Here is a 26700-nt window from a genome sequence, read left to right as displayed (position 1 = left end):
CGCACCTGAATTCTACATGAGATAGAAATTATTGGGAAAACCCGCGGAACCACGAGGTCCCGCGGGCCGCGGCTCACTCGCCTTCTGCTGACGACCGGGGGCCACGAGCCGGAGCTTTGTTGCGCAGGTACGGCCACGCCGTCACAACGGCCATGACCGCCATAGCGGCAAAATCCGCCACGAGGACAATCTGCCAGGGGAAAATCGCGAAGGCCAGGCCGCCGAACGCCAGCACGCAGGTCCACAGGTACATCATGATCACGGCGCCCCGGTGCGAGTACCCGATGTCGAGGAGTTTGTGGTGCAGGTGCCCGCGGTCCGCCGACCACGGCGAGCGTCCCAGCGCGGTGCGCCGCACCACGGCCAGGCACAGGTCCAGCAGGGGCAGGAACAGCACGGCGAAGGGCAGCAGGATGGGAATGATCGTGGGGATACCGTTGGCCCGGTCGTACAGCCCGGAGCTGATCTGCCCGGTGGAGACAATACCCGCCGAGGCCATGATCAGGCCGATCAGCATGGCGCCGGAGTCGCCCATAAAGATCTTGGCGGGAAACCAGTTGTGCGGCAGGAATCCGATGCAGGCACCCACCAGCACGGCTGTCAGCAGGGTGGCCAGGTCCGAGCGGTCCAGCAGCACGGCCGTCCGGTGCACCCAGTAGGCCGTCAGGAAAAACGCCGTTCCGCCGATGATGGCCACGCCGGCCGCCAGTCCGTCCAGCCCGTCGATGAAGTTGAACGCGTTCATGGTGGTCACGATCAGACCCGCCGTCAGGGCGATGCTGACGGCCTCGTTCTCGATCACGAACGGTTCGGGGATAAACGGGATGATGGTCATCCGAACGCCCCAGAGCGCAACCACCAGGGCCGCTGCGCTTTGGCCGATGAGTTTGACCCACCAGCGCAGGTCCAGCAGGTCGTCCGCCACCCCCACCAGGACGATCACTGCCGACCCGGCAAGGATCCCCCAGGGGGCGTCGTTGTTCCGGAAGATGTCCTTGACGAAGAACGACTGGCTGGCCACCACCAGGCCGACGGACAGCCCTGCAAAGATGCCCAGGCCGCCGAGCCGGGATACAGGGGTCGAGTGCATGTCCCTGCTGCGGATCGGGGAGAACAGCTCCATCCGGTTGCCGACGTAGCGGGCACCCCAGGTTGCTGTGTAGCTCACGACTGCCGCTGAGAGCATCATGAGCAGGTACATAATCACTGCGGAGACACCCGTCCGGAGGGGCTGGCGCAGGGCACACCCGGTTCGCCGGAACGGACCCGCGGTGATGCTGCGCGGCGCCGGTGGTGGGGTGAACTTAGCTGCTGTGGGTCTGTCGTGCGGTAAATGAAACTTCTCCGTCGCCGTGCGCAGGGCAGGCAGTGCGTGGTGCCTGACAGGGCTGTATTACAGTGGACTCTAGTCAAGATACTAATGCCAATGGCCACCTGTCTTCGCGTCACACGGCCCATTGCCGGGCGGAAAACCACCGGCGGCCGTGCTGAAAGGAACACTCGATGACCCTGTCGGTTGCAGTTGCTGCCGTGACGTTTGACCGTCCCCGGGAGCTGGCGGTCCTGCTGGACGCCATCAACAACCAGACGGCATCGGTCCGCTCGATCTGCCTCGTCGATTCCGGTACGGTCCCCGCCAAGGATGTGGCGGAAGCGCATGCAAACGTGGAGTATGTCCGGTCCGAGGCGAACCTCGGCGGCGCGGGCGGGTTCTCGCTTGCCATCCTTAAAGCGGTCGCCACGGGCGCCGACTGGATCTGGATGATGGACGACGACGCCGAACCTGCCGATCCGGAGTGCCTCGCCACCCTGGTCCGGGAGGCTGAGGCCCGCGATCTTGAGGCAGTGGTCCCGCTGGTGGTGGCCCCGGGCCACCCGGACCGGCTCTCCTTCTTCTTCCGCCTCGCCGGCAAAGTCACCCACGACCGGGCCGAGGTGGAGAAACTCGGTTTCCTGCCCAACGACGGCCATTTCTTCAACGGTGCGCTGATCCGCTCGGATGTCTTCTTCAAGGTGGGCCTGCCGGACATGCGCCTGTTCATCCGCGGCGACGAAGTGGACTTCACCATCAGGCTCCGCAAGGCCGGCATCCGGTTCGGCACCGTCACGACGACAGCGATCACGCACCCGCACGCCTTTTCCGAGACGCAGCACGTGTTCGGCGCCCGGTGGCATGTGATCGTGCCGGAGTCGGCGTTCAAACGTTACTTCTACTACCGGAACCGCGGCTACCTGATCCGCCGCCACTTCCGGGCCAAGTCCCTGGTCGCCGATGTTGGCGGCTACCTCGGGTACTTCCTGCGCCGCGGCGACCTCCGCGGCCTGGCCGACTGGTTCGGGGCCTTTTCCGCCGGACTGCGCGGCAAGGGCTTCGGCCCCCTCAAGGACCAGAAGTTCTAACCCCTGGGCTGTAGCCGGCGGCGGACCAGCAGGCCGGCGAGCAGCCACGGCTCACCGAAAACCCGGTAGGCGACGCGCCGCGGGTGCAGGACCAGGCGCCAGGCCCATTCCAGGCCGAGGCGTCCCAGCCACCGCGGTGCAAGCTTCTGGATCCCGGCAATCTGCTCGATCGCCCCGCCCACGGCGCAGTAGACGGCCGGGGGCAGCTCCCCCAGCCGGCGGGTGAGCACCTGCTCCTGCAGCGGCATGCCGAGCCCGAGCAGAACCAGTTGCGGCCGGAACTCCGACAGCCAGGCCACGGCCGACTCTTCCAGGTCCGTGTTCCAGCCCTCGCCGGGCATTCCGGCCACCCGGGCGCCCGGTACCACTGCGGCAAGCCGGGCCACCGCCTGGGAGTTCGCCACCGGCCCGGCGCCGATCACGGCAATCCGCTCCAGCCCGCTGACATCCGCCAGGGCGGGAATCCAGTCGGTGGAGCCGAGCCGGTAGTCCATGACGGGAATACCGTCCGGCCGGGCCTGGCTGCCGCGGGACCACAGCATGAGCACGGGGGCGCCGTCGATCAGCACCACGTCGCTTTGGTCGTAGAACCGGCGGAACGCCGGATCCGAATGGCACAGGGTGACGCTGTGGAGGTTGTGCCCGACGACCGTGCGGATGGTGCCCTCGGCCACGTAGCGGGTGAGCACCTCTGTCAGCTCCGGCACCGTCAGGGGTGTGGCGTCCACGTCGAGGACGGGGACGCGCTGCCGTTCGAGGGTCATGCGGTTCCGGCCGGCTCGTCGGCGGGTTCTTCGCCGGCCGGGTCTGCCCCTGTTCCTCCGCCTGCGGCGGGGGGCTGTTCGTCCACGCCCAGCACCTCCGGGACCACTTCACGGAGCCGGGCGAGGCTGATCGCACCCTGGCGCACGACGCGCAGCGGCAGTGAGGTGGCGTCGACGATGGTGGACGGCACCGCCTCGGCGCCTTCGGCCGGACGCGGCCCGCCTTCGAGGTAGACCTCCACGGACTCGGCGAGCTGGGCTTCAGCTTCGGCGGCGGTCTGCGCCGCTGCCTGGCCGGTGCGGTTGGCCGAGGACACGGCCAGCGGCCCGGTGAGGGTCAGCAGGTCCTGTGCCACCTCGTCGGCCGGGATCCGCAGGGCCACCGTGCCCTTGGTCTCGCCGAGGTCCCAGTCCAGGGACGGCTGGGCGTGCAGGATGAGCGTCAGTCCCCCGGGCCAGAACGCCTCGGCAAGCCGGCGGGCTTCGGCCGGCACATCCGTGGCCAGGCCGTCGAGGGCGTTGAGCCGCGGGATGAGCACCGGCGGCGGCATCTTCCGGCTGCGGCCCTTCGAGGCCAGCAGCAGGGTCACGGCGAGGGGCGAGAACGCATCGGCGGCAATCCCGTACACGGTGTCCGTGGGGAAGACCACGCACTTCTGCTCGCGGATGGCCCGCTGGGCGTGTTCAAGTCCTGCGGCCCGCTCTTCGGCTGCCGTGCAATCGTAGCTAGTTGTCACTGGCCCATTCTTTCATCACTTGGGAGGGTTGCCCGGATCATCAGCGGGCGGACGGACCGGCGAGGACGGCGCTGGTGGCCCGGTCCTTGCCGTTGAGGTCGCGGTGTGTGGTCACGGCGGACCAGAGGCCGGAGCGCTCCAGCATGGCGGCGATCCAGCCGGACTGGACCTCGGCGTGTTCCATCACGAAGTAGCCCCCGGGGACCAGCAGCCGGGCTGCGGAGGCTGCGGCCGCCGTCGGGAGTTCCATGCCGTCCGCTCCCCCGCCGTACAGGGCTTCCGGCGGATCGTGCAGGGCCACTTCGGGTTCGTTGGGCACCGCTTCGGCGGGAATGTAGGGAGGGTTGGAGACGACGACGTCGAAGGTCCCGTTGTGCTCGGGCAGGGCATCGCGCAGGTCGCCGCGGATGAGGTGGACGCCGAGCGGCGCCAGGTTCTTCGCCGCCCAGGCGTGCGCGAACTCGCTGAATTCCACGGCGTGGACCTCTGCCCCGGGAACCTCGTGCGCGATGGAGCCGGCGATGGCCCCGGACCCGGTGCCGAGGTCCACCACTTTGGGCCGTGCCGGGGGCAGCAGCTGGCCGGTGTCCTTGAGCCAGTCCAGGACCAGCTGCACCACGGATTCGGTTTCCGGGCGCGGGATGAAGACCCCCGGACCGACGGCCAGCTCGAGGTACCGGAAGTGCGCCACGCCCGTGATGTGCTGCAGCGGAATGCGCCGTGCCCGGTCCGCGACGAGTTCCCCGTAGCCTTCGGGTGCCGGGGTGTCCACCAGCATCAGGGCACGCAGCCTGCCGGGTCCGACGCCGAGCAGGTGCCCGGCCAGGAGTTCAGCGTCCACCCGTGGGCTCGGGACACCGGCGGCGGCCAGGGTGGCGGTGGCCTCGCGGACCGCGTCCCCTAGGCCAGGCCCGGTGCGTTCTGTTCTCACGACGGCCGCCGTGCTAGTCGCCGATGGCGTCGAGGCGGGCCTGCTCATCCATCTCGATGGCCGACTGGATGACCGGTTCCAGGTCGCCGTTCATGACCTGGTCCAGGTTGTAGGCCTTGTAGCCGGTGCGGTGGTCCGCGATCCGGTTTTCCGGGTAGTTGTAGGTCCGGATGCGCTCGGAGCGGTCCATGGTGCGGATCTGCGACTTGCGCTGGGCGGAGTTCTCGGCGTCGATCTGCTCCTGCTGGTGCGCCAGGATGCGTGCACGGAGCACGCGCATGCCGGCTTCCCGGTTCTGCAGCTGCGACTTCTCGTTCTGCATCGCGACCACGATCCCGGTGGGAAGGTGGGTGATCCGGACGGCGGAGTCGGTGGTGTTCACGGACTGCCCGCCGGGGCCGGAGGACCGGTAGACGTCGATCTTGAGGTCGTTCTGGTTGATTTCGAGCTCTTCGGGCTCGTCCACTTCCGGGAGGACCAGCACGCCGGCGGCCGAGGTGTGGATGCGGCCCTGCGACTCGGTCACGGGCACGCGCTGCACACGGTGCACACCGCCTTCGAACTTGAGCCGGGCAAAGACACCCTCGGCGGGGTCGTTGGAGCTGCCCTTGACGGCCATCTGGACATCCTTGTAGCCACCGAGATCCGATTCCGTCGCCGAAATGATCTCGGTCTTCCAGCCGCGGGATTCCGCGTACCGGGTGTACATCCGCAGCAGGTCCGCGGCGAAGAGCGCAGCCTCGTCGCCGCCTTCGCCGCCCTTGACCTCGAGGATCACGTTGCGGGCATCGTCCGGGTCCCGCGGGATCAGCAGCCGGCGCAGCTTCGCGGCCGCGGTCTCCAGCGCAGCCTCAAGCTCCGGCACCTCGGCAGCAAACTCGGGGTCCTCGTCCGCCATCTCCTTGGCAGCGGCCAGATCATCGCGGATGCCTTCCCAGCGGTGGTAGGCCTCAACAATGCCGTTGAGCTGTGCCGAGCGCCGCCCCAGCTTCCGGGCAAGCTTCTGGTCAGCATAAACAGCAGGATCGCCAAGCTGCGCCTGGATGGCATCATGCTCATCCAACAGGCCCTGTACGGACTCAAACATTTTTCAAAACCTCTTTCGACTCTTACAAGTCTAGTTACTGCAACGAGGGGTCACTTACCGCCCATGCCAACGGCTCCAACGGGCGCCAAGTGACCCCGCGTTGCGGTGAAGCGACGGTGAGCAAATAGCAAAGCCGCTCAAAATATGCCGGCCGGGGAGTGGCTTCGGGCCTGCCGGAGCCGGGTGGCTGACGATCGTAGATCGTCAGCCACCCGGCGGAGGGCGGGGCCGGCATATTTTGAGCGGCTAAAGCCAGCTACTTGTCGTTATCGGACTTCGCACCAAGCGTCGTCTTCTGCACCTGCATCAGGAACTCGACGTTGCTCTGGGTCTCCCGGATCTTGTTGGTCAGCAGTTCAAGGCTCTGCTGCGTTTCGAGTCCGGAGAGGACGCGGCGCAGCTTCCACATGATCTTGACTTCCTCGGCGGAGAGCAGGTTCTCTTCGCGGCGGGTGCCGGAGGCGTTCACGTCCACGGCGGGGAAGATGCGCTTGTCCGCGAGTTGGCGGGACAGGCGCAGTTCCATGTTGCCGGTGCCCTTGAACTCTTCGAAGATGACCTCGTCCATCTTGGAGCCGGTCTCAACGAGCGCGGTGGCCAGGATGGTGAGCGAGCCGCCGTTTTCGATGTTGCGGGCTGCACCGAAGAAGCGCTTCGGCGGGTACAGCGCGGCCGAGTCGACACCGCCGGAGAGGATACGGCCCGACGCCGGTGCCGCCAGGTTGTAGGCGCGGCCCAGGCGGGTCATGGAGTCCAGGAGCACCACAACGTCCATGCCCATTTCCACGAGGCGCTTGGCGCGTTCGATGGAAAGTTCGGCCACGGTGGTGTGGTCGTCGGCGGGACGGTCGAAGGTGGACGCGATGACCTCACCCTTGACGGTGCGCTGCATGTCCGTGACTTCTTCGGGGCGTTCGTCCACCAGCACCATCATGAGGTGGACCTCAGGATTGTTGGTGGTGATGGCGTTGGCGATGGACTGCAGGATGAGCGTCTTGCCGGCCTTCGGCGGCGAAACGATCAGGCCGCGCTGGCCCTTGCCGATCGGGGCCACCAGGTCGATGACGCGGGGGCCGATCTTCTTGGGGTCCGTCTCGAGGCGGAGGCGCTCGGAGGGGTACAGCGGGACGAGCTTCGCGAATTCAACGCGGTCCTTGAGTTCCTCCGGGGTCTTGCCGTTGACCGAGGTGACGCGGACCAGGGCGTTGAACTTCTGGCGGGCGGACTGCTGCTGGTTGCCCTGCTGGGACTCGCCTTCGCGCGGTGCACGGATGGCGCCGACGACGGCGTCGCCCTTGCGCAGGTTGTACTTCTTGACCTGGGCGAGGGACACGTACACATCGTTCGGACCGGGCAGGTAGCCGGAGGTGCGGATGAACGCGTAGTTCTCCAGCACGTCCAGGATGCCGGCGACCGGCAGCAGGACGTCGTCCTCGGTGACCTCGACGTCGTCGACGTCCGGTCCCTGGACACGCCCGCGGCGGCGGTCGTTGCGGTCGCGGAAGCGGTCGTTGCGCGAGGAGTTGTCGCGGCTGTCCTGCCCGCCGCGGTCGTTGCGGTCGCGACGGTTGCGGCGGTTCCGGCGGCTGCCGCCGTCGTTGTCATCGTTATCCCGGTTGTCGCGGTTGTCGCGGCCGCCGGCGGACTCGTCGCGGCCACCGCGGGTGCGGGTGTTGTCACGGCGCTGGCCGTCCTCGCTACCCTGGTCGGACTGGCGCTGCTCAGTGCGCTGTTCGGTGCGCTGTTCGGTACGCTGCTCAGTGCGTTCCGCCTGGGGCTGGTCGCCCGAAGACTGCTCGGCCGGGGCCTCTGCGCCCTGGGCTGCGGCCTCGCCGCGGCGGCGGTTGCGGGTGCGCGGCTGGCGGGTGCGGTCGCTGCCCTCAGCCGGAGCTGCGGCACCGTCGGTGCCGGCGGGCGCAGCCGCGGCGGGAGCCTCGACTGCCGGTGCGGCAGCGGCCGGTGCCTCGGCAACGGGGGTGCTGATGACGCCGTCGCTGCCGGCGCGGCGGCTGCGGCCACGGCCCCGGGCACGCGGGTTTTCCTGGGCCGGAGCCTCGGAATCGGCGGCGGGAGCAGCAACGGGTGCTGCGGCGGCAGGCGCGGCGGACTGGGAGACGGTGCCGTTGTCGGTCGCCTTCTCAGCAGCGCGGGACGGCGCCTTGCTCACGGGGGTGCCTGCACGGTGGGCGGAAATGGCAGACACAAGATCGCCCTTCCGCATCCGGGAACCGCCGGAAATCCCCAACTGGCTGGCAAGAGCCTGGAGCTGGGCGAGCTTGAGGCCGGCGAGGCCGCTGCTCTTGGCGGGTGCAGCCGATGATGATCCGGCAGCAGAAGATGATGTTTCCACAGCTGAAGACAGCTCAGTGGTTTCGGTCACGAAGGATCCTTCCCCCTCGACGGCGTCCAGGCTAGGAGCTGGACGCGATGATTTGATCCGGGCTGCAGTTCAGATCTGCAGCCGCGATTTCGGCCTTGCCGGATGGAAATGGCCGGCTCAGCCGGATACTGCATTCACCTGGCTCGTTCCGGTAGAGAAGGAACGGCGGGCTGACGTTTCAGGGGTGCAGAGACTGTTTCTGCGGGTTCCTGCGTCAGACCCTAATGCAGGTGGCACCGAAATTATTGCGCAGTGAAAGATGAGAAAGGCAACTAGGCCAACATCGCGGTCTTATGGACGGCAATTGAATTGCCGACTGCGGAATTACCGCCGGTGCACTTCCACTTTAGCACCTTCGACGTCCACAGCCAGCTTCATCACACGCCAGCCCACGTCCGGCGTGTTGCCGGCCGTGAAGGAATCGATGAACCCGACGGCGGCCTCCGCCTGGGCCTCGCCGTTGGCCAGGACCAGCACGGTGGGCCCGGCCCCGGAGACGACGGCGGCGAAACCCGCGCGCCGCAGCGCTGCGATCAGGTCCGCGCTGGGACGCATGGCCTCGGCCCGGTAGCTCTGGTGCAGGTAGTCCTCGGTACCGGGCAGCAGGAACTCGGGTTTCTGCGTCAGCGCATGGATCAGCAGGGCCGCCCGGCCGGAGTTCATGGCCGCGGCATGGTGGCCCACCGAGGCGGGCAGCAGCGCCCGCGCCGCTTCGGTGGACAGCTCGTAGTCCGGCACTGCCACCACCGGAATGACGGCCGCTGCGACAGTCGCGCAGGTGCTGCTGTACTGGTCACTGTCCTGCCACGACAGCGCCAGTCCGCCGAAAATCGCGGGAGCGACGTTGTCCGGGTGGCCTTCCATCTCACTCGTGAGCTGCAGGACCCACTCCCGGTCCCGGCGCGAGGCTTCCGGGACCAGGGCGTTGGCCGCGGTGACGGCGGCCACCACGGCGCAGGCCGAGGAGCCCAGCCCGCGGCCGTGCGGGTTGATGTTGTCAGCCGTGATCCGCAGGCCCTCGTGCCGGAAGCCCAGGCGGTGCAGGGCCTCGGTGAGCGCCCTCACCACCAGGTGGCTGGCATCGCGGGGCAGGGATTCCGCGCCCTCTCCGCTGAGTTCGAACTCCAGCTCGCCGCTGTCCAGGGTCTCCACCGTCAGGGTGTCGAACAGTGTCAGCGCGAGTCCCAGGCTGTCGTAGCCGGGCCCCAGGTTCGCGCTGGTGGCGGGCACCCGGACCGTCACGAGCTGTCCGGACCGAACCGCCGGTGTGTCGGCGGCGGACTCGGCCGGAATGGTGAGGGTGGTTTCCACGACTATTTTTCTTCCAGTCCCAGGGCGGTAGCCACGGTGACAACATCGTTTGCGACCTTGACCGGCTGCACTTCGCTGCCGTCCTCGGTGCGGAGCGCCCACTGCGGATCCTTGAGGCCGTGGCCGGTGACCGTGATGACGATCGTCTTGCCGGCCGGCACCTCGCCCGCGGCGTGCTTTTTGATCAGCCCGGCGACGCCGGCAGCGGAGCCGGGTTCGACGAAGACGCCTTCACGGGAGGACAGCCAGCGGTGGGCGGAGAGGATTTCCTCGTCGGTGACGGCCTCGATCACACCGCCGGACTCGTCGCGTGCGGCGACGGCGGTCTCCCAGGAAGCCGGATTGCCGATCCGGATGGCGGTGGCGATCGTGTCGGGCTCCGTGATGGGGTGGCCGGCAACGAACGGCGCCGCACCGGCGGCCTGGAAGCCCCACATGACCGGGGTCCGGGTGGAGACCGGGGCCAGCGTGCCGGCCGTGAGGGACTCGAACGGGGCGCAGTATTCCTTATAGCCCTTCCAGTACGCGGTGATGTTGCCGGCGTTGCCGACGGGCAGCACGTGGAAGTCCGGGGCGTCGCCGAGCCAGTCGACCACTTCGAAGGCGCCGGTCTTCTGGCCCTCGATCCGGGCCGGGTTGACCGAGTTCACCAGGAACACGGGGTAGGACTCCCCCAGCTTCCGGGCAATCTCGAGGCAGTCATCGAAGTTGCCGTCGACCTGCAGCAGGGTCGCACCATGCGCGATCGCCTGGCTCAGCTTGCCCATCGAGATCTTGCCCTCGGGCACCAGCACCACGCATTTTAGCCCCGCCGCGGTGGCGTACGCCGCGGCCGAGGCGGAGGTGTTGCCCGTGGAGGCGCACACCACGGCCTTGGCCCCGGCAGCCACAGCCGCCGTCATGGCCATGGTCATGCCGCGGTCCTTGAACGAGCCGGTCGGGTTCATGCCCTCGACCTTGAGGTAAACGTCGCTGCCGGTCAGGGCGGACAACTGCTGCGCGTGCACCAGCGGGGTGCCGCCCTCACCCAGGGTGATGACGGTGGTCTCCGCGGTGACGGGCAGACGGTCAGCGTATTCGCGGATGACGCCGCGCCATTGGTGAGCCACTTAGACTCCTTCTACCCGCAGAACGGATGTAACTGAATTGATGACGTCCAGGCCCTTCACGGCCTCGACGGTGGCTGCCAGTGCAGCCTCGCTTGCGCGGTGGGTCACGATCCGCAGCTCCGCTGATTCGGTGTTCGAGTCGGCGTCGCGGTGGATGGTCTGCCGCATGATTTCAATGGAGACACCGTGCTCGGCGAAGAGACGGGCGATCTGGGCCAGGACGCCGGGCTGGTCCGCCACGTCGAGGCCGATGTAGTAGCTGGTGACCGCCGAGCTGATGGGCAGCGCCACCACCTGGCCGGTGGTGGTCTCGGCGCGGCCGGGACCACCCAGGACGATGCTCCGCGCGGCGGAGATGAGATCGCCCATCACAGCCGAGGCAGTCGGCTTGCCGCCGGCGCCCTGGCCGTAGAACATCAGTTCGCCGGCGTTTTCGGCCTCGACGAAGACAGCGTTGAAGGCACCGTGGACTGCGGCCAGCGGGTGTTCGCGCGGCAGCAGCGTCGGGTGCACGCGGACGGAGATTCCGGTGTTGCCGTCTGCTGCCGCGTCTGTGCCTGCTGCTGCGTCTGCGGTATCCAGCTTTTCCGCGATCGCCAGCAGCTTGATCACAAAGCCGGCATCCTTGGCCGCGGCGATATCCGCGGCGGTGACGGAGCTGATGCCCTCGCAGTAAACGTCGTCCAGGGAGAACCGGGTGTGGAAGGACAGGGAGGCCAGGATCGCGGCCTTCGAGGCGGCGTCATAACCCTCGACGTCGGCCGTGGGGTCTGCTTCCGCGTAGCCGAGGCGCTGGGCCTGGGCCAGGGCGTCGGCGAACTGCGCGCCGGTGGAATCCATCTGGTCCAGGATGAAGTTGGTGGTCCCGTTGACGATGCCCAGCACGCGGGTGATCCGGTCGCCGGAGAGGCTGTCCCGGATGGGCCGCAGGATGGGGATCGCGCCGGCCACGGCGGCCTCGTAGGACAGCTGGACGCCGGCCCGGTCCGCTTCCTCATGGAGCGTGGGCCCGTCCTTGGCCACCAGGGCCTTGTTGCCGGTGACCACGCAGGCGCCGTTGCGCATGGCGGTCAGGATCAGGGTCCGGGCCGGCTCGATGCCGCCCATCAATTCGATCACCAGGTCCGCGTCCTTGACCAGGGCCTCGGCATCCGTGGTGAACAGCGCGCGCGGCAGGTCGACTTCGCGGGGGGCATCGACGTCGCGCACCGCGATGCCGGACAGTTCCAGCCGGGCGCCGGCGCGGGACGCCAGCGTGTCGGCGTCGTCAATGAGAATCCGCGCAACCTGGGCCCCGACGTTGCCACAGCCCAGCAGGGCTACTTTCAGGGTTCGCAATTCGGTCATTCAGACTCCCATGTCGCGGTTGAGCAGATCTTCTTCGGTTTCCCCGCGGACAATGAGCCGGGCAGATCCGTCGCGCACAGCGACAACGCCCGGCCGGGCCAGATAGTTGTAGTTGCTTGACAGGGCCCAGCAGTAGGCGCCGGTACCCGGTACAGCGAGCAGATCACCGGCTGCCACGTCCTCGGGCAGATATACATCTCTAACAACTATGTCGCCGCTCTCGCAATGTTTGCCCACCACTCGGGACAGCTGCGGTGCCGCGTCCGAGGTCCGTGAGGCCAGAATTGCCGAGTAATCCGCGTCGTACAGCACCGGACGGGCGTTGTCGCTCATGCCGCCGTCCACCGACACATACCGGCGCGGGTACGTAACGTTCCCGTCCCCCGGCGCGTCCACCCGGACGGTCTTCAGCGTGCCCACTTCGTAGAGCGTGAACGTGGTGCTGCCGACAATCGCGCGGCCCGGCTCGATCGAAATTCGGGGCGCGGTAATGCCCAGTTCCGCGCATTTGGTACGGACGACGGCGGCCATCGCCTGGGCGATTTCGGCGGGCGGGCGCGGGGTGTCCACCGGCGTGTAGGCGATGCCGTAGCCGCCGCCGAGGTCCAGTTCGGGAAGCACAATTGAGTACTTGGCCTGCATCGCGGCGAGGAAGTCCAGCAGCTTCTCCGCGGCCAGGGCGAACCCGTCGGGTTCGAAAATCTGCGAGCCGATGTGGCAGTGCAGTCCCAGCAGCTCGATGCCGGGGTACCCGGATGCCGCGGCCACGGCTTCCTCGGCCGCTGACAGGCCGGCCTGGTCGGTGGAATCCCCCGCCATGGAGAGGCCGAACTTCTGGTCCTCGTGTGCCGTGGCGATGAACTCGTGCGTGTGGGCGTGGACGCCGGGGGTCAGGCGCAGCATCACCCTGGCGGTTTCGCCGCGCGCCTCCGCAATTTTGGCGACGCGCTCAAGTTCGGCGAGGCTGTCCACCACGATCCGGCCCAGCTGCAGGTCCAGCGCCCGGTGGATTTCGCCGTCGGACTTGTTGTTGCCGTGCAGCGCAACATCGGCGCCGGGGATCCCGGCGCGGGCGGCGACGGCGAGTTCCCCGCCGGAGGCCGTGTCCAGCCGGAGGCCTTCCTCCTCCACCCAGCGGACCACCGAGGTGCACAGGAACGACTTGCCGGCGTAGTAGACGTCCACTCCGCCGCAGATGTCGGCGAAGGCGTCGTTGAAGGCGTCCGAGAACGCGCGGGCGCGGGCGCGGAAATCGTTCTCGCTCATGACGAACAGCGGCGTGCCGAACTGGCGCTGGAGTTCGCTGACGGGGATGCCGTCGATGGCGAGTTCGCCGGCGTCGTTCCTGGCGACGTCGCCGGCCCACATGGGCGTGTGCAGGGCGTTGAGGTCTGCGGGGACCTGCAGCCATTCGGGGGCGAGCGGGGAGCCTGCGGCGTTCGTGGTCATGGCGGTTACATCCGTTCCGGCGCCGAAACGCCCAGCAGGTCCAGTCCGTTGGCCAGCACCTGGCTGGTGGCGTCGTTGAGCCACAGCCGGGTGCGGTTGAGATCGGTGATGGCTTCCTCGCCCAGGGGGGCGATGCGGCAGGCGTCGTACCAGCGGTGGTACGCCCCGGCGATGACCTCCAGGTGGCGGGCCACGCGGTGCGGCTCGCGCAGTTCGGCGGCCTTGGCCACAATCGAGGGGTAGCTGCCCAGGTGCGAGAGCAGCTCGTTCTCGGTCGCGTGGTCCAGCAGGGATGCCTCGAAGCTGTCCTTGCCGTCCACGCTGCGCTCGACGCCGGCGGCCACGGCGTTGCGTGCCGCACCGCGGGACCGGGCGTGCGCGTACTGGACGTAGAACACCGGGTTCTCGTTGCTGTGCTTCTTCAGCAGCTCCGGGTCCAGGGTCAGCGGGGAATCGGCCGGGAAGCGCGCCAGCGAGTACCGCACCGCGTCCTTGCCCAGCCACGAGATGAGGTCCTTGAGTTCGATGATGTTGCCCGCCCGCTTGGACAGCTTGGCGCCGTTCACGGAGACCAGCTGGCCGATCAGGACCTCGATGTTCACGTCGGGATCGTCGCCGGCGGCAGCGGCAATGGCTTTGAGCCGGTTGATGTAGCCGTGGTGGTCAGCGCCCAGCAGGTAGATCTTCTCGGTGAAGCCGCGGTCCTTTTTGGACAGGTAGTAGGCGGCGTCGGCGGCGAAATAGGTCGGCTCGCCGTTCGCCCGGATCATCACGCGGTCTTTGTCGTCGCCGAAGTCCGTGGTGCGCAGCCAGACCGCGCCGCCGTCGTCGTACACGTGCCCCTGCTCCCGGAGCCGCGCCACGGCGTCCTCGATGGCGCCGGCGTCGTGGAGCTCCTGCTCGGAGAAGTAGACGTCGAATTCGACGTCGAAGTCCGCCAGGGTGCGCTTGATGTCGTGCAGCTGCGCCTTGTACGCCGCGCCGCGGATCACCGGCAGCGCGGCGACGTCGGTCAGCTCGCGGATGTCCGGGTGCTGGGTGAGCACCTCATGGCCCAGGTCGGCGATGTACTCGCCGGGGTAGCCGCCCTCCGGGACGCCGCGGCCGTGCAGCCGCGACAGCACGGAGTGCGCAAAGACGTTCATCTGCGAGCCGGCGTCGTTGATGTAGTACTCGGCCGTGACGTCCGCGCCGGACGCACGGAGGACGCGCGCGATCGCATCGCCCAGGGCGGCCCAGCGGGTGTGGCCGATGTGCAGCGGGCCGGTGGGGTTGGCGGAGACGAATTCCATGTTGACGGTGTGGCCTGCGAGCGCCGTGTTGGTGCCGTAGTCCGGCCCGGCCTCGACGATTGCTTTGGCCAGGGCCCCGGCGGCGGCAGCGTCGACCGTGATGTTGAGGAAGCCCGGTCCGGCGATGTCGACGGCGGAGACACCCTCGATGGACTTCAGCCGCGCGCTCAGGACGGATGCGAACTCGCGCGGGTTGGTGCCAGCCTTCTTGGCCAGCTGCAGGGCGATGTTGGTGGCCCAGTCGCCGTGGTCCCGGTTCTTCGGCCGCTCGACGCGCACCTCATCCGGGACGTCGGATGCGGAGAGCCCGATTTCACCGGCGGCGACGGCGTCCTTCAGGCAGGCGGATATGGCGAGGGAAAGTTCTTCAGGGGTCACCCTTCCAGCCTACCGGTGGCCCGGTGTGTGGCGGAATTTGGTGCCGGTCATGACCGCGGCACGGCGGCGCCGGGAGAACGTCCGGCTTCCAAAGCCGGATCACAGGTTGAACCACTACGCTGATCCGTACGTCGTATCCCGAAGTATCCGCTAGAGAAACGAGCCGCTGTTGAACATCTCCCTCCGTAAAAGCGTCGTCGTCGGCATCGCCGGGCTGTCCCTGGCCGGTTCAGCGGCCGGGTGCGCGCCGGGCCAGGCTTCCGGCTCCCCGGACGCCAGTGCCCCGCCCCCGGCCGCCGCGGGCGGCGGGTCTTACAAGGACGGGACCTACAGCGCGGACGGCAACTACGTCTCCCCCAACGGCAACGAGACCGTGGGCGTGACCCTCACCCTCGCCAACGGCACCGTGTCCGACGTCCAGATCACCCAGCATCCGTCGAACCCCAACACCCGCAAGTTCCAGGGCGAGTTCGCCGGCGGCATCAAGTCCCAGATCGCCGGCAAGAGCCTCGACGAGATTAAGGTCTCCAAGGTGGCGGGGTCCTCGCTGACAAGCGGCGGCTTCAACCAGGCTGTGCAGAAGATCAAGTCCGAGGCGCAGGCCTAAGCCACAGTGCCGCATCCGGGCTGGGCGGACTTCAGTTTCGACGGGATCGGTACGCGCTGGGAAATCTCCACGCCGTCCCCGCTCTCCGGCACGCTCCAACGCCGGCTGCTGGACACGGTGGCGGACTACGACGCCGTGTGGTCCCGGTTCCGGCCGGACTCCGTCATCGCGGCCGCCGCCCGGCATCCGGGACGCTATGAACTGCCCCCCGAGGCGGACGCCCTGGGCCGGCTCTACAAGACCCTGTACCGGCTCAGCGGCGGGGCCATGACCCCGCTGATCGGCGGCAGCCTGGAACACCTCGGCTACGACGCCGCTTACTCCCTCAGCCCGTCCGGGCCGCCGCAGCCGGCGCCACTGTGGGACGACGTGCTCGACTGGCAGGGCAGCGTGCTGGCCACCCGGGCGCCGGTGGTGCTCGACGTCGGAGCAGCCGGGAAGGGGCAGCTGGCGGACCTGTTGTCCGGGGTGCTGCGTGACGGCGGCGCAGGCGAACATTTCATCGATGCGAGCGGCGACCTGCTCAACACCGGTCCGGCTCCGGTGGACGTCGGGCTGGAACATCCTTATGACCCGTCCCGCGCCATCGGGATCGTCACTCTCGGGGCCGCCGCCCTCTGCGCTTCCGCCGCCAACCGCCGTGCCTGGGGCGACGGGCTGCACCACGTGCTGGACGGCACCACGGGCGCACCGGTGCGCACCGTCGTCGCCAGCTGGGCGCTGGCGGGGACCGCCATGGTGGCCGACGCACTGGCCACGGCACTGTTCTTCGTCGACGGCTCCCGGCTGGCGGCGGAGTTCGACTGTTCCTGGCTGACTGTCTACTCGGACGGCCATGCCGAGTTTTCGGCCGATTTCGAAGGGGTGCTGTTCCCATGACCGCCACGATGTCCACTCCCCTGGGCTCCCGCCTGGACACGGTGCTGGGCCGGTTCACGATGTACCGGCTGGTGCTCTGGGTCCTCGCCGTCCTGGCCGGGTACAGCCTGCTGCTCGACGTGCTGGGATGGCTCACGTTCGGGCTTCCGGAGATGATCGCGCACCTGGCGCTCTGCCTCGGCCTGACGTACGGCTCCAACCGGGCCGTGGCGGCCCTGTTCCACGTGCGCCCGCACTCCGAGTCGTCCCTGATCACGGGGCTGCTGCTGTACTTCCTCTTCTGGCCCACCCAGTTCACTGCAGGGCTGCAGTACCTGGACCTGGCCGGCGTCGCCCTCGCGTGCGTGCTGGCGTCAGTGTCCAAGTACGCCCTGGCCTGGCGCGGCCGCCACATCTTCAACCCGGCGGCGGCGGGAGCCTTCATCACCGGGCTGACCGGACTCAACATCGCCACGTGGTGGGCGGCCACGCCCGCGATGCTGTGGCTGGTGCTGCCGGGGGTCCTGCTGGTCCTGTACCGGGTCCGGAAACTGTTGATGGCCGCCGTCTTTACGGTGGTGGCCGTGTCCATCGTGGCCGTGGAGCTGCTGGGCTCCGGCATGTCCCTAGCGCAGGCCCTATGGCAGCCCCTCGCGCAGCGCCCCGTGCTGTTCTTCGTCGGCTTTATGCTCACCGAACCCCTCACCCTGCCCCCGCGCCGGTGGCAGCAGCTGGCGCTGGCCGCCGTCGTCGGGGTGCTCTTCGCTGTGCCCTACAACCTGGGCGTCGTGGCCAACTCCCCCGAGCTGGCCCTGCTGGTGGGCAATGCCCTGGCGTTCATCGCCGGGCAGCGCAGCCGGGTGCTGCTCCGGTTCCGCGGCGCCCGGCCCTTGACCCCGACGACGACGGAATTCACCTTCCAGCCCGAGCACACGGTCCGCTTCACGCCGGGGCAATACATCGAGCTGAACCTGCCGCACACGGGCGCCGACCGCAAAGGCAGGCGCCGGGTGTTCAGCCTGACCAGTCCCCCGGAAGCGGAAGAGCTGAGCATCGGCGTCGGAACGGCCAGTCCGCTGTCGACGGCCAAGCAGTCCCTCCTGGCCCTGGCTCCCGGCGACGAACTGACCGCCACCATGGTGGGCGGCGACTTCGTCCTGCCGCGGGACCCGGCGCGGCCGGTGCTGCTGGTGGCCGCCGGCATCGGCATTACCCCGTATCTGTCGCAGCTGACCGGGGACACCGCCGGGAGCAGGGACGTGGTGCTGCTGTACCTGGCCCGGACTGCCGGCGAGCTCGCCTACGCCGCGGAACTAGAACGCGCAGGAGTGCGGGTCATCGCGAGGCTCTCCGACGGGTCCGTACCGCCGGCGTTTATGCAGGACGCGGGCCCGGGCCGGATTGACGGGGCCGCGCTGAAGGACCTGGTGCCGGACATCGCTGGCCGGGACGTGTACGTGTCGGGTTCGCCGTCGAGCGTCCGCTCGCTCCGTGCTGCTGCCCGGAAAGCCGGTGCGCGGAGGATCCACGTGGACTCCTTTGCCGGCTATTGAGTGTGTTCCCAGGACCCGGGCGTGCCGATTTTCCCTTGGGGCCCACCTTCCTGCTAAGCTCTAGGACGTCCCGCCGGTCACGGCAGGAACCCTGACTGCCCTCGTAGCTCAGGGGATAGAGCGTCTGCCTCCGGAGCAGAAGGTCGTTGGTTCGATTCCAATCGAGGGCACATCCAAGAACCCCTAGGATCCACTGGATCCCAGGGGTTCTTTCGTGTTTGCTTGCGGTGAGTGCACAGGCGGCGAAACGGGGGACATCGGATGGTCGTCGGTGCAGCGCTGCTGTTTCCGTTCCAGTGGCTGGTTTCGGCCGTCCTGGTGGGGTTCCACGACGTCCTGGGCACCGCCGGCATGCCGCCGGCCAGCGGCTGGACCTGGACCCTGTCGGTCATCGGCCTGGTGCTGGCCATCCGTGCCGCCCTGATTCCCGCCGCCCTGGCGCAGGGCAAGGCCCAGCGCCGCATGCGCCGGCTGCAGCCGGACCTGAAGAAGCTGCAGGAAAAGTACGACGGCAGGACCGACGCCCAGTCCCGGCAGGCCATGGCGCAGGAACAGATGGCTTTGTACAAGGAACACGGCACCAACCCCCTCTCGGCGTGCCTCCCCCTGCTGGTCCAGGTCCCGTTCTTCCTCGCCCTCTTCACCGTGCTGTCCGGCGCCCCGGCAGCGGCTGCCCAGGGCAAGGGCATCGGGGCGATGAGCGCGGAGCAGCTGGTGCAGTTCGGGGAGTCGAGCATCTTTGGCGCCCCGCTGGCGGCGTCCATGCTCCACGGCACGCCCCCGGGCGGCAACGTGGGGGCCGTGTGGATCCTGTCCATGGTGATGATCCTGGCCATGACGGCGGCGCAGTTCGTCACCCAGCGTCACATCATGGCCAGGAACATGGCCGCGGGGACTGGGCCCGCAGCACGGCAGCAGCGGGTGCTGCTCTACGCGCTGCCGGCCGTCTTCGGCGCGGGCGGCATCCTCTTCCCCATCGGCGTTCTGATCTACTGGACCACCACAAACCTGTGGACCATGGTGCAGCAATTCATCCTGGATCCGGGGCCGTGACGGGCGTCCGGGCTGGCGGACCCCGCCGCTCAGCTCCGGGCTTCGGCCATTTCCTTGAGCTTCGCCAGGGCCGGCGGCCACGCTTCGTCGAACATGGACACGAACTGCTCGTCGCTGTCGAGCTCCACGTCCACCGTCGTTGACTCCCCGGACCCGCTGAAGGCATACCTTTCATGGGCGCCCACAAAAGCCTTCGCCGCCTCGCTGGAGGCGTCGACCTCGCCGTTGACGATCAGCCCGGTGTAGCGCAGGGAGATCAGCTCCTGCGGCCTGTTCTCCTCGACCGTGGCGATCAGTCCCCCCGTAGAGCCGTCGCCGTCGGGTCCGACGAAGCGCATGTCGCTGCCCTGGTTCCAGTCCCCCTCGTAGGAGGAATCACCGAAGGCTTTGGTCCATTCCCGGTAGGAGGCCGGCTCCAGCATGGTGGCCCACACGGCCTGCACGGGTGCGTTGACGGTTACCGAATACCTCAACTTTTCCATAGCCAATTTTACGTCTGTGCTTGAATCCCGGGCCAGCACGCAGCCCCGGTCCTCGGCGGGATAAGGAGGAAGCAGGCGCGGCCCCTGCCAATTGTCGGTGCCCGCTCGTAGGCTGTCTGCATCGACAGCGGGTTTCCGGCGGCCGGGTGACTGGACTGGGTGCCGGCCGCCGCATCACGCCGGGGTCCCGCCGAAGCGCAAAGGGGTCTCACATGCAGTGCACCATCATCCCTCCGTACATGCTCCGCCGGCTGGCAGCCCAGCGCGAACCGGAGCTCTCCGCAGCCGCACGTGCGGCGAAGGAGGCCCTGCACCACGTCCCGAGCTTCCAGGCGGCCCGCGCCGTGCCTGGGCCCGGCAGCCATCCGGGGCTGCGGGAGCCCCGGCCGGCACCGCCGGAACGGACGGTCTACGACGCCGGGTTCGCCGAGCAACTGCCCGGCAGCGTGGTCCGGAAGGAAGGGGAACCGCCGTCCGGCGATCCCGCCGCCGATGAGGCGTACGACGGGCTGGGGCACACCCACCGCCTCTACGCCGAGGCCTTCGGCCGGAATTCGATCGACGGCAACGGCCTGCACCTTGAGGCCACCGTGCACTACGGGCGGCTGTATGACAACGCGTTCTGGGACGGCCGGCAGATGGTCTTCGGCGACGGCGACGGCCAAGTGTTCCAGCGGTTTACCAAGTCTTTGAGCGTGATCGGCCACGAGCTGGCCCACGGCGTCACCCAGTACTCGGCAGGGCTGGTCTACCGCAACCAGGCCGGAGCGCTGAACGAATCGATGTCCGATGTCTTCGGGGCGCTCGTTGAGCAGCATGTCCGGCAGCAGTCGACGGCGAAAGCCAGCTGGCTGATCGGCGAGGGCCTCTTCACGGACCAGGTCCAGGGGACGGCCCTGCGTTCCATGAAGGCCCCGGGAACCGCGTACGACGACGACGTGCTGGGCAAGGATCCGCAGCCGGACTCGATGGACTCCTATGTGCATACCAGCGCGGACAATGGCGGTGTCCACATCAATTCGGGGATCCCCAACCGGGCGTTTTACCTGGTGGCCGCCAGCCTTGGCGGCAACGCCTGGGATGCACCGGGACGGATCTGGTACGAGACCCTGACCGGAGGGTCGCTGGCCCCGAATGCCACGTTCGGGGCCTTCGCCAAGGCCACCGCGGCATCTGCCAAGGAGCTTTTCGGGGCGGATTCTGCCGAGCATGACGCCGTGCGCTCCGCGTGGGAAACTGTGAAGGTAAAGTTCCCCGGAGCCCGGCGGTAACCAGGCTCATGACGATCCGAGCGCCATGAAAATAACCGTCCAGCGCAGCGGCGGCATTGCCGGCATGAAGCGGACGTGGACCGTGCAGCCCACGCCGCCTGAGGACACTGACGTCTGGCAGCCGCTGATTGAGGCCTGCCCGTGGGACGCCGTTCCCCTGGCAGGCCGGGGCGCACCGGCCGGCCAGCCGGACCGGTTCCTGTACAGCATCCGGGCCGGGCAGCACCGTGCCACTCTTCCCGAGCAGGCCGTCACCGGCCCGTGGCGGGACCTCGTCGAGACCGCCAAGGCGGCCGCCGAGCCCGCACCGCCGTCGGACGGCCTGTCGTTCTAGACCGCGGTTGCCAGGTGGCCGCGGAAAGTGCGGCGGTAGGACTGCGGGCTCGTGTCCAGCACCTTGGCGAAGTGGTGCCGCAGCAGCACCGAGTGGCCGAAACCTGATTCGCGCGCGATTTCATCGATATTGAGGTCCGTGGTCTCCAGCAGTTCCTGGGCCCGCAGCACACGCTGTGAATTGAGCCAGGCGGCCGGGGTGGCTCCCGTTTCGGAACGGAAGCGCCGGGCAAACGTGCGGGGTGACATATGGACGCGCGCGGCGAGCTCGTTGACCGAGTGGTCCTCCCCCAGATGCCGCACCATCCACTGCAGGAGTTCCTCCATGGGCTCGGAGCCGCAGCGCGGAATGGGACGGTCGATGAACTGCGCCTGGCCGCCGTCGCGGTGCGGCGGGACCACCATGTCCCGCGCGATGCTCGCCGCCACGTTCGCACCGAACTCCCGCCGGATCAGGTGCAGGCAGGCGTCGATCCCGGCGGCCGTGCCGGCACTGGTGATGATCCGGCTGTCCTCGACATAGAGGACATTTTCATCCACGTGCGCCGCCGGATAGCGGGCAGCCAGTTCCTGGGAGTAATGCCAGTGCGTGGTGCAGCGGCGTCCGTCGAGCAGGCCCGCCCGGGCCAGGGCGAAGGCCCCGGAACAGATGGACATCACCCACGCGCCGCGGGCGTGGGCCGCCCGCAGCGCCTCCAGCACGGATTCCGGAACGTCCCGGTCGTGGCCGAAAGGCGTCATGATGACCAGGTCGGCGTCGGCCGCGGCCTCCAGCCCGAGACCGACGTGCATGGACAGCCCGGACTTCAGCGGGACATCGCCCGGCGCCGGCGTGCAGACGCGGAAGTCGAAGGCGGGGACGCCGTTTCCGCGCGGCGAGCGGTCGATGCCGAACACCTCGAACGCCGTCGCAAATTCGAAGACCGAGAAGTGCGGGACCACGATCATGGCCACTGATTTGATCATGCCTCCATTGTGGCAGAAGCGGTGGCAGAAATTATAGCTTTTTGGTCATTTCTGCCACTTATTTTCGTGCCGCCACAGGAGAACCATGGAGTCATGGAACTCTTCGGAATCGCAGTCATCGTTCTCATCGTCGTCGGAGTCGCCGCCACCGTTGCCGCTCTCCGCAAGGACGGGCTGGGCCACAACCCGCCGGTCCGCTCGGAAGAATACTGGTCCGCCCTGGACCTGCCCAGCAGCAACTACACCTTCCGGATCTTCTGAACGCCCCACCCGCACCCGCTGCCCGGTCCCGTCAGGGGGCCGGGCATCTTTTTGCCCGGACCGCCGCGGCGCACTGTTCCCAGTAGACTGTGTTGCAGCCATGACACTGCATATCTCCTACCCCGCCGAGCTGCCGGTTTCCGAGCGCCGCGAGGACCTGATGGCCGCCATCGCGGCCAACCAGGTGACCATCATCGCCGGCGAGACCGGCTCCGGTAAGACCACCCAGATTCCGAAGATGTGCCTGGAACTGGGGCTGGGTGAGAACGGCCTCATCGGCCACACGCAGCCGAGGCGGCTGGCCGCCCGCACGGTCGCCGAACGCATCGCGGAGGAACTCGGCGTCGAGATCGGCCAGGAGGTGGGCTTCCAGGTCCGCTTCACCGGCGAGGTCAGCCGCAGCACCAAGGTCAAGCTCATGACCGACGGCATCCTGCTGGCCGAGATCCAGCGCGACAAGCTGCTGCGCAAATACAACGCCATCATCATCGACGAGGCGCATGAGCGCAGCCTCAACATCGACTTCATCCTCGGCTACCTCAAGCGCATCCTGCCGCAGCGGCCGGACCTGAAGATCATCATCACCTCGGCCACCATCGATCCGGAGCGCTTCGCCAAGCACTTCGGCAGCGAGGAGGAGCCCTCCCCCATCATCGAGGTCTCCGGCCGCACCTACCCGGTGGAGATCCGCTACCGCCCGCTGTCCCAGCCGGCCGGCGGGGCCGCAGAGGGCGACGGCGAAGGCGCCGCCGCGGACGACGAACTTGAGGAGGACCGCGACCCGCTAGATGCCGTGTGCGACGCCGTCGACGAGCTCGCGCAGGAAGCCCCCGGCGACATCCTCATCTTCTTCTCCGGCGAACGCGAGATCCGCGACGCGGCCGAGGCGCTCAACGCCCGTATCCAGTCCAACCGCAAACTGGCAGGCACCGAGGTCCTCCCCCTCTTTGCCCGGCTGAGCCTGCAGGAGCAGCACAAGGTGTTCCATCCCGGCAGCAAGCGCCGGATCGTGCTGGCCACCAACGTCGCCGAGACCTCCCTGACGGTTCCCGGCATCAAGTACGTGATCGATACGGGCACGGCCCGCATCTCCCGCTACTCGCACCGCACCAAGGTCCAGCGCCTGCCGATCGAACGGGTCTCCCAGGCCTCCGCCAACCAGCGCTCCGGGCGATGCGGCCGCGTCTCCGACGGCATCGCCATCCGGCTGTATTCCGAAGAGGACTTCGAGTCCCGGCCGCTGTTTACGGATCCGGAAATCCTGCGCACCAACCTCGCAGCGGTCATCCTGCAGATGACCGCGATGGGCGTGGCACGGGGGCCGAAGGACGTCGAGAACTTCCCGTTTGTGGAGCCGCCGGACTCCCGGGCCATCAACGACGGCGTCACGCTCCTGCGCGAACTCGGCGCCTTGAGCGCCGCGCGCCCGCAGGAACCGGCCGACGGCGGCGGGCAGCGGCGGGGTTCCGGCCGGGCCGGCGGCGGACGAAGCGGAAGCGGGCTGACCGCCGTCGGGCAGCAGCTCGCCCAGCTTCCGGTGGACCCGCGGCTGGGCCGGATGATTGTCGAGTCCGGCAAGCGCGGCTGCGTCCGGGAGGTCATGGTCCTGGCGGCGGCGCTCACCATCCAGGACCCGCGCGAGCGTCCCACCGACAAGCAGCAGCTCGCCGCGGAGAAGCACGCAAGGTTCCGGGACGAGAACTCGGACTTCACCGGGTACCTGAACCTGTGGAACTACCTGCAGGAAAAACAGCAGGAACTTTCCTCCACCGCCTTCCGGCGGCTGTGCCGCAACGAGTTCATCAACTACCTGCGTGTCAGGGAATGGCAGGACCTGTTCGCCCAGCTCCGCCAGTTGGCCCGGCCGCTGGGCATCAGCCTGGACAACAAGCGCCTGGCGGACCCCGTGGGCAACCACGACGGCATCCACATCAGCCTGCTCTCGGGCCTGCTGAGCCATGTGGGCATCCTCGACGAGCGCAAGCGCGAGTACGCCGGCGCCCGGGGCAGCCGTTTCGCGATCTTCCCGGGGTCGGCCCTGTTCAAGAAGTCCCCCACGTTCGTCATGGCCGCGGAACTGGTGGAGACCAGCCGGCTGTGGGCCCGGGTGGCCGCGAAGTTCGATCCGCTGTGGGTCGAGCAGGTGGCGCCGGACCTGGTCAAGCGCAGTTACAGCGAACCGCACTGGTCCAAGAAGATGGGCTCGGTGATGGCCCATGAGAAGGTCACGCTGTACGGCGTGCCCATCATTCCCAGCCGCCGCATCAACTACGGCAAGGTGGAGCCGGAGCTCTGCCGGGAGCTGTTCATCCGGCACGCCCTGGTGGAGGGTGACTGGCAGACGCACCACAAGTTCTTCCACCGCAACCGGGCGCTCCTGCACGAGGTGGAGGAGCTTGAGGCCCGCATGCGGCGGCGGGACATCCTGGTGGACGACCAGACCCTTTTCGAGTTCTACGACGCGCGGATCGGCAAGGACGTTGTCTCCGAGCGGCACTTCGACAAGTGGTGGAAGGACGCGCGGCAGAAGGACCCTGCCCTGCTCGACTTCGACCAGGCGCTGCTGATCAGCGAGGACGCTGACGCCCTGGACGACTCGGCCTACCCGAAAACGCTCCTGCACAAGGGCTTCGAGCTGCCGCTGACCTACGAGTTCCACCCGGTGGCCCCCGGCTCGCCGCCCAACCCGTCCGACGGCGTCACCGCCGAAGTGCCCGTGCTGTTCCTGAACCAGCTCGACGACGCGGCCTTCCGCTGGCTGATTCCGGGCCAGCGCGTAGAGCTGGTCACGGCGCTGATCAAGTCGCTGCCCAAGCAGGTGCGCAAGAACTTCGTGCCGGCACCGGACGTGGCCCGGCAGGCCGTCGCCGCCCTCGAGGCGGACTTCGATCCGGCCACCGACGAACTGGAGGCCTCCCTTGAGCTCGTCCTGCGCCGGCTCCGCGGCCAGGTCATCCCGCCGAACTCCTGGAACTGGGACGCCGTCCCGCCCCACCTGCGGGTCAGCTTCCGCGTGGTGGACTCCCAGGGGAAGGTGCTGGACGAGGGCAAGGACCTTACTGCCCTGCAGGAGCGGCTGGCACCGCAGACACGCCGGGCAATCGCCGAGTCGCTGGGCGCCACGCCCGCCACCACGGGGCCCGCCGCGAACGGCAGGTCCGGTGCTACGGCGGGCGGTGCCAAGGCAGGCGGCACGGCGGCAGGCGGCGCGGCTCCTGCCGGGCCCGCGGTGTCCGCCACTGCCGCAACCGGGTTCGCGGAACAGGCCGGAATGACTTCATGGTCCTTTGGCACGCTGCAGCGCCAGGTCCAGGGCACGGTGAAGGGGCATACCGTCACCGGCTACCCCGCGCTCGTGGACGAGGGGAAGTCCGTGGCCCTGCGGCTGTTCCAGACCGCGTCGGAGCAGGAAGCGGCCATGCGCGGCGGGGTCATCCGGCTGCTGGCCCTGAAGGTGCCGCCGCCGGACCGCTACGTCCTGGAGCACCTGAACAACACCGAGAAGCTGACGTTCAGCCAGAACCCGCACGGCTCCGTCACGGCACTGATTGCGGACTGCGCCCTGGCGGCCATCGACAAGCTCACCCCGGCGGAGCTGCCCTGGGACGAGGGGTCCTTCAACGCGCTGTACGAGACTGTCCGGGCGGACCTGATCGACACGGTCTTCACCGTCACGGCCATTGTGGAGCGGATCCTGGCCAGCACCCGGCGGATCGAGAAGGCGCTCAAGGGCACCACCAGCCTGGCCCTGATCAGCGCCCTTAACGACATCCAGAGCCAGCTGGAGCAGCTGGTGTTTCCCGGTTTTGTGGCACGCACGGGCTACGCCCAGCTCAGCCAGCTGCCCAGGTACCTCGCCGCGATTGAGAAGCGCCTCGAGAAACTGCCCACCAACGTCCAGCGGGACGCCCAGCATATGGCGGCCGTGCAGGCGCTGGAGGACGATTACGACGACGCCGTCTCCGCGCTGCTTCCGGGCCGGCGGGCCGGCGCCGAGTTAACCCAGGTCCGCTGGATGATCGAAGAGCTGCGGGTGAGCCTCTTCGCCGTCGAACTCGGAACGGCCTATTCGGTGTCCGAAAAGCGGATCCGGGCCGTGCTGAACAAGGCGCTGGCGCCGGCGTAGCTGGT

General features: G+C 68.2%; 22 protein-coding genes and 1 tRNA gene. 10 read left to right on the top strand and 13 right to left on the bottom strand.

Annotated features, from left to right (window positions below; translation table 11 throughout):
• Nucleotides 1-73: 73 nt before the first annotated feature.
• The gene (locus AR539_RS04540) at nucleotides 74-1207 is read right to left on the bottom strand and encodes an MraY family glycosyltransferase (RefSeq protein ID WP_066432926.1); all 1134 of its coding nucleotides are present in this window, start codon (nucleotides 1205-1207) and stop codon (nucleotides 74-76) included.
• Nucleotides 1208-1503: 296 nt separating this feature from the next.
• Between AR539_RS04540 and AR539_RS04535 the strand changes: the two genes are divergently transcribed.
• The gene (locus AR539_RS04535; protein WP_066432925.1) at nucleotides 1504-2400 is read left to right on the top strand and encodes a glycosyltransferase; all 897 of its coding nucleotides are present in this window, start codon (nucleotides 1504-1506) and stop codon (nucleotides 2398-2400) included.
• Here AR539_RS04535 and AR539_RS04530 read toward each other — a convergent pair.
• From AR539_RS04530 to argS, 10 genes are all read right to left on the bottom strand, one after another.
• Complete coding sequence (locus AR539_RS04530) at nucleotides 2397-3164, bottom strand: WecB/TagA/CpsF family glycosyltransferase (protein ID WP_066432920.1); 768 nt, start codon at nucleotides 3162-3164, stop codon at nucleotides 2397-2399. The two genes, AR539_RS04535 and AR539_RS04530, sit on opposite strands and share 4 nt — an antisense overlap.
• Nucleotides 3161-3901 (bottom strand): L-threonylcarbamoyladenylate synthase, encoded by a 741-nt coding sequence (locus tag AR539_RS04525; RefSeq protein ID WP_066432919.1) that lies wholly within the window; start codon nucleotides 3899-3901, stop codon nucleotides 3161-3163. Before AR539_RS04525 ends, AR539_RS04530 begins: the two co-directional genes overlap by 4 nt.
• 40 nt (nucleotides 3902-3941) lie before the next feature.
• The gene (gene prmC / locus AR539_RS04520) at nucleotides 3942-4880 is read right to left on the bottom strand and encodes a peptide chain release factor N(5)-glutamine methyltransferase (RefSeq protein WP_082699182.1); all 939 of its coding nucleotides are present in this window, start codon (nucleotides 4878-4880) and stop codon (nucleotides 3942-3944) included.
• Nucleotides 4846-5919: a peptide chain release factor 1 gene (gene prfA, locus AR539_RS04515; RefSeq protein ID WP_066432916.1), complete on the bottom strand. Its 1074-nt coding sequence runs from the start codon at nucleotides 5917-5919 to the stop codon at nucleotides 4846-4848. Before prfA ends, prmC begins: the two co-directional genes overlap by 35 nt.
• A 256-nt stretch (nucleotides 5920-6175) precedes the next feature.
• Complete coding sequence (gene rho / locus AR539_RS04510; protein WP_066432915.1) at nucleotides 6176-8299, bottom strand: transcription termination factor Rho; 2124 nt, start codon at nucleotides 8297-8299, stop codon at nucleotides 6176-6178.
• A gap of 324 nt (nucleotides 8300-8623) precedes the next feature.
• Nucleotides 8624-9610, bottom strand: a complete 987-nt coding sequence (thrB, locus tag AR539_RS04505; protein WP_197410555.1) for a homoserine kinase — start codon at nucleotides 9608-9610, stop codon at nucleotides 8624-8626.
• Between the two features lie 2 nt (nucleotides 9611-9612).
• Complete coding sequence (gene thrC, locus AR539_RS04500) at nucleotides 9613-10719, bottom strand: threonine synthase (RefSeq protein WP_066432914.1); 1107 nt, start codon at nucleotides 10717-10719, stop codon at nucleotides 9613-9615.
• The gene (locus AR539_RS04495) at nucleotides 10720-12066 is read right to left on the bottom strand and encodes a homoserine dehydrogenase (RefSeq protein ID WP_066432912.1); all 1347 of its coding nucleotides are present in this window, start codon (nucleotides 12064-12066) and stop codon (nucleotides 10720-10722) included.
• Nucleotides 12067-13515, bottom strand: coding sequence for a diaminopimelate decarboxylase (lysA, locus tag AR539_RS04490; RefSeq protein WP_066432909.1), 1449 nt, complete (start codon nucleotides 13513-13515; stop codon nucleotides 12067-12069). It abuts the gene before it with no gap.
• 5 nt (nucleotides 13516-13520) lie between these two features.
• On the bottom strand, nucleotides 13521-15185 hold the full coding sequence (argS, locus tag AR539_RS04485; protein ID WP_066432907.1) for an arginine--tRNA ligase: 1665 nt from the start codon (nucleotides 15183-15185) through the stop codon (nucleotides 13521-13523).
• 169 nt (nucleotides 15186-15354) lie between these two features.
• Between argS and AR539_RS04480 the strand changes: the two genes are divergently transcribed.
• From AR539_RS04480 to yidC, 5 genes are all read left to right on the top strand, one after another.
• Nucleotides 15355-15792 carry an FMN-binding protein gene (locus AR539_RS04480; RefSeq protein ID WP_066432906.1) on the top strand — a complete coding sequence of 146 codons (438 nt, stop codon included), beginning with the start codon at nucleotides 15355-15357 and terminating at the stop codon, nucleotides 15790-15792.
• 6 nt (nucleotides 15793-15798) lie between these two features.
• Nucleotides 15799-16671 (top strand): FAD:protein FMN transferase, encoded by an 873-nt coding sequence (locus tag AR539_RS04475; protein WP_066432905.1) that lies wholly within the window; start codon nucleotides 15799-15801, stop codon nucleotides 16669-16671.
• On the top strand, nucleotides 16668-18203 hold the full coding sequence (locus AR539_RS04470) for an FAD-dependent oxidoreductase (protein ID WP_066432904.1): 1536 nt from the start codon (nucleotides 16668-16670) through the stop codon (nucleotides 18201-18203). Before AR539_RS04475 ends, AR539_RS04470 begins: the two co-directional genes overlap by 4 nt.
• Before the next feature lie 97 nt (nucleotides 18204-18300).
• Nucleotides 18301-18373 (top strand) — tRNA-Arg (locus AR539_RS04465).
• A gap of 91 nt (nucleotides 18374-18464) precedes the next feature.
• Nucleotides 18465-19256: a membrane protein insertase YidC gene (gene yidC, locus AR539_RS04460; protein WP_066432900.1), complete on the top strand. Its 792-nt coding sequence runs from the start codon at nucleotides 18465-18467 to the stop codon at nucleotides 19254-19256.
• A 29-nt stretch (nucleotides 19257-19285) separates the two neighbouring features.
• On the opposite strand, the gene AR539_RS04455 is transcribed toward yidC, so the two are convergent.
• Entirely contained in the window at nucleotides 19286-19738 is a 453-nt protein-coding gene (locus AR539_RS04455; RefSeq protein ID WP_157360917.1) for an SRPBCC family protein, read from the bottom strand.
• 212 nt (nucleotides 19739-19950) lie between these two features.
• Here AR539_RS04455 and AR539_RS04450 point away from each other — a divergent pair, with 212 nt between their 5' ends.
• Together AR539_RS04450 and AR539_RS04445 are read left to right on the top strand one after the other, a co-directional pair.
• Nucleotides 19951-21009 carry a M4 family metallopeptidase gene (locus AR539_RS04450; RefSeq protein WP_197410554.1) on the top strand — a complete coding sequence of 353 codons (1059 nt, stop codon included), beginning with the start codon at nucleotides 19951-19953 and terminating at the stop codon, nucleotides 21007-21009.
• A gap of 25 nt (nucleotides 21010-21034) precedes the next feature.
• Complete coding sequence (locus AR539_RS04445; RefSeq protein WP_066432897.1) at nucleotides 21035-21343, top strand: protealysin inhibitor emfourin; 309 nt, start codon at nucleotides 21035-21037, stop codon at nucleotides 21341-21343.
• On the opposite strand, the gene AR539_RS04440 is transcribed toward AR539_RS04445, so the two are convergent.
• Nucleotides 21340-22308, bottom strand: coding sequence for a GlxA family transcriptional regulator (locus AR539_RS04440; protein ID WP_066432895.1), 969 nt, complete (start codon nucleotides 22306-22308; stop codon nucleotides 21340-21342). The two genes, AR539_RS04445 and AR539_RS04440, sit on opposite strands and share 4 nt — an antisense overlap.
• A gap of 93 nt (nucleotides 22309-22401) precedes the next feature.
• On the opposite strand from AR539_RS04440, the gene AR539_RS19475 reads away from it, so the two are divergent.
• Together AR539_RS19475 and hrpA are read left to right on the top strand one after the other, a co-directional pair.
• The gene (locus tag AR539_RS19475) at nucleotides 22402-22569 is read left to right on the top strand and encodes a hypothetical protein (RefSeq protein WP_197410553.1); all 168 of its coding nucleotides are present in this window, start codon (nucleotides 22402-22404) and stop codon (nucleotides 22567-22569) included.
• Between the two features lie 100 nt (nucleotides 22570-22669).
• Nucleotides 22670-26695, top strand: coding sequence for an ATP-dependent RNA helicase HrpA (hrpA, locus tag AR539_RS04435; protein WP_066432892.1), 4026 nt, complete (start codon nucleotides 22670-22672; stop codon nucleotides 26693-26695).
• The last annotated feature ends 5 nt before the right edge of the window (nucleotides 26696-26700 follow it).

It is taken from the genome of Arthrobacter sp. EPSL27 (genome assembly GCF_001512305.1).
GTDB lineage: Bacteria > Actinomycetota > Actinomycetes > Actinomycetales > Micrococcaceae > Arthrobacter.
Note: the sequence above shows the minus strand (reverse complement) of the source record. Positions and strands in the feature narration are given on the sequence as shown.

Bases quoted from the DNA above. Each gene is read 5' to 3' on its own strand.
- AR539_RS19475 (WP_197410553.1), top strand. From the start codon at position 22,402: ATGGAACTCTTCGGAATCGCAGTCATCGTTCTCATCGTCGTCGGAGTC.
- yidC (WP_066432900.1), top strand. From the start codon at position 18,465: ATGGTCGTCGGTGCAGCGCTGCTGTTTCCGTTCCAGTGGCTGGTTTCG.
- AR539_RS04440 (WP_066432895.1), bottom strand. From the start codon at position 22,308: ATGATCAAATCAGTGGCCATGATCGTGGTCCCGCACTTCTCGGTCTTC.
- lysA (WP_066432909.1), bottom strand. From the start codon at position 13,515: ATGACCACGAACGCCGCAGGCTCCCCGCTCGCCCCCGAATGGCTGCAG.
- AR539_RS04470 (WP_066432904.1), top strand. From the start codon at position 16,668: ATGACCGCCACGATGTCCACTCCCCTGGGCTCCCGCCTGGACACGGTG.
- hrpA (WP_066432892.1), top strand. From the start codon at position 22,670: ATGACACTGCATATCTCCTACCCCGCCGAGCTGCCGGTTTCCGAGCGC.
- AR539_RS04445 (WP_066432897.1), top strand. From the start codon at position 21,035: ATGAAAATAACCGTCCAGCGCAGCGGCGGCATTGCCGGCATGAAGCGG.
- AR539_RS04455 (WP_157360917.1), bottom strand. From the start codon at position 19,738: ATGGAAAAGTTGAGGTATTCGGTAACCGTCAACGCACCCGTGCAGGCC.
- AR539_RS04530 (WP_066432920.1), bottom strand. From the start codon at position 3,164: ATGACCCTCGAACGGCAGCGCGTCCCCGTCCTCGACGTGGACGCCACA.
- AR539_RS04535 (WP_066432925.1), top strand. From the start codon at position 1,504: ATGACCCTGTCGGTTGCAGTTGCTGCCGTGACGTTTGACCGTCCCCGG.
- prfA (WP_066432916.1), bottom strand. From the start codon at position 5,919: ATGTTTGAGTCCGTACAGGGCCTGTTGGATGAGCATGATGCCATCCAG.
- prmC (WP_082699182.1), bottom strand. From the start codon at position 4,880: ATGAGCAGGCCCGCCTCGACGCCATCGGCGACTAGCACGGCGGCCGTC.
- AR539_RS04495 (WP_066432912.1), bottom strand. From the start codon at position 12,066: ATGACCGAATTGCGAACCCTGAAAGTAGCCCTGCTGGGCTGTGGCAAC.
- AR539_RS04450 (WP_197410554.1), top strand. From the start codon at position 19,951: ATGCAGTGCACCATCATCCCTCCGTACATGCTCCGCCGGCTGGCAGCC.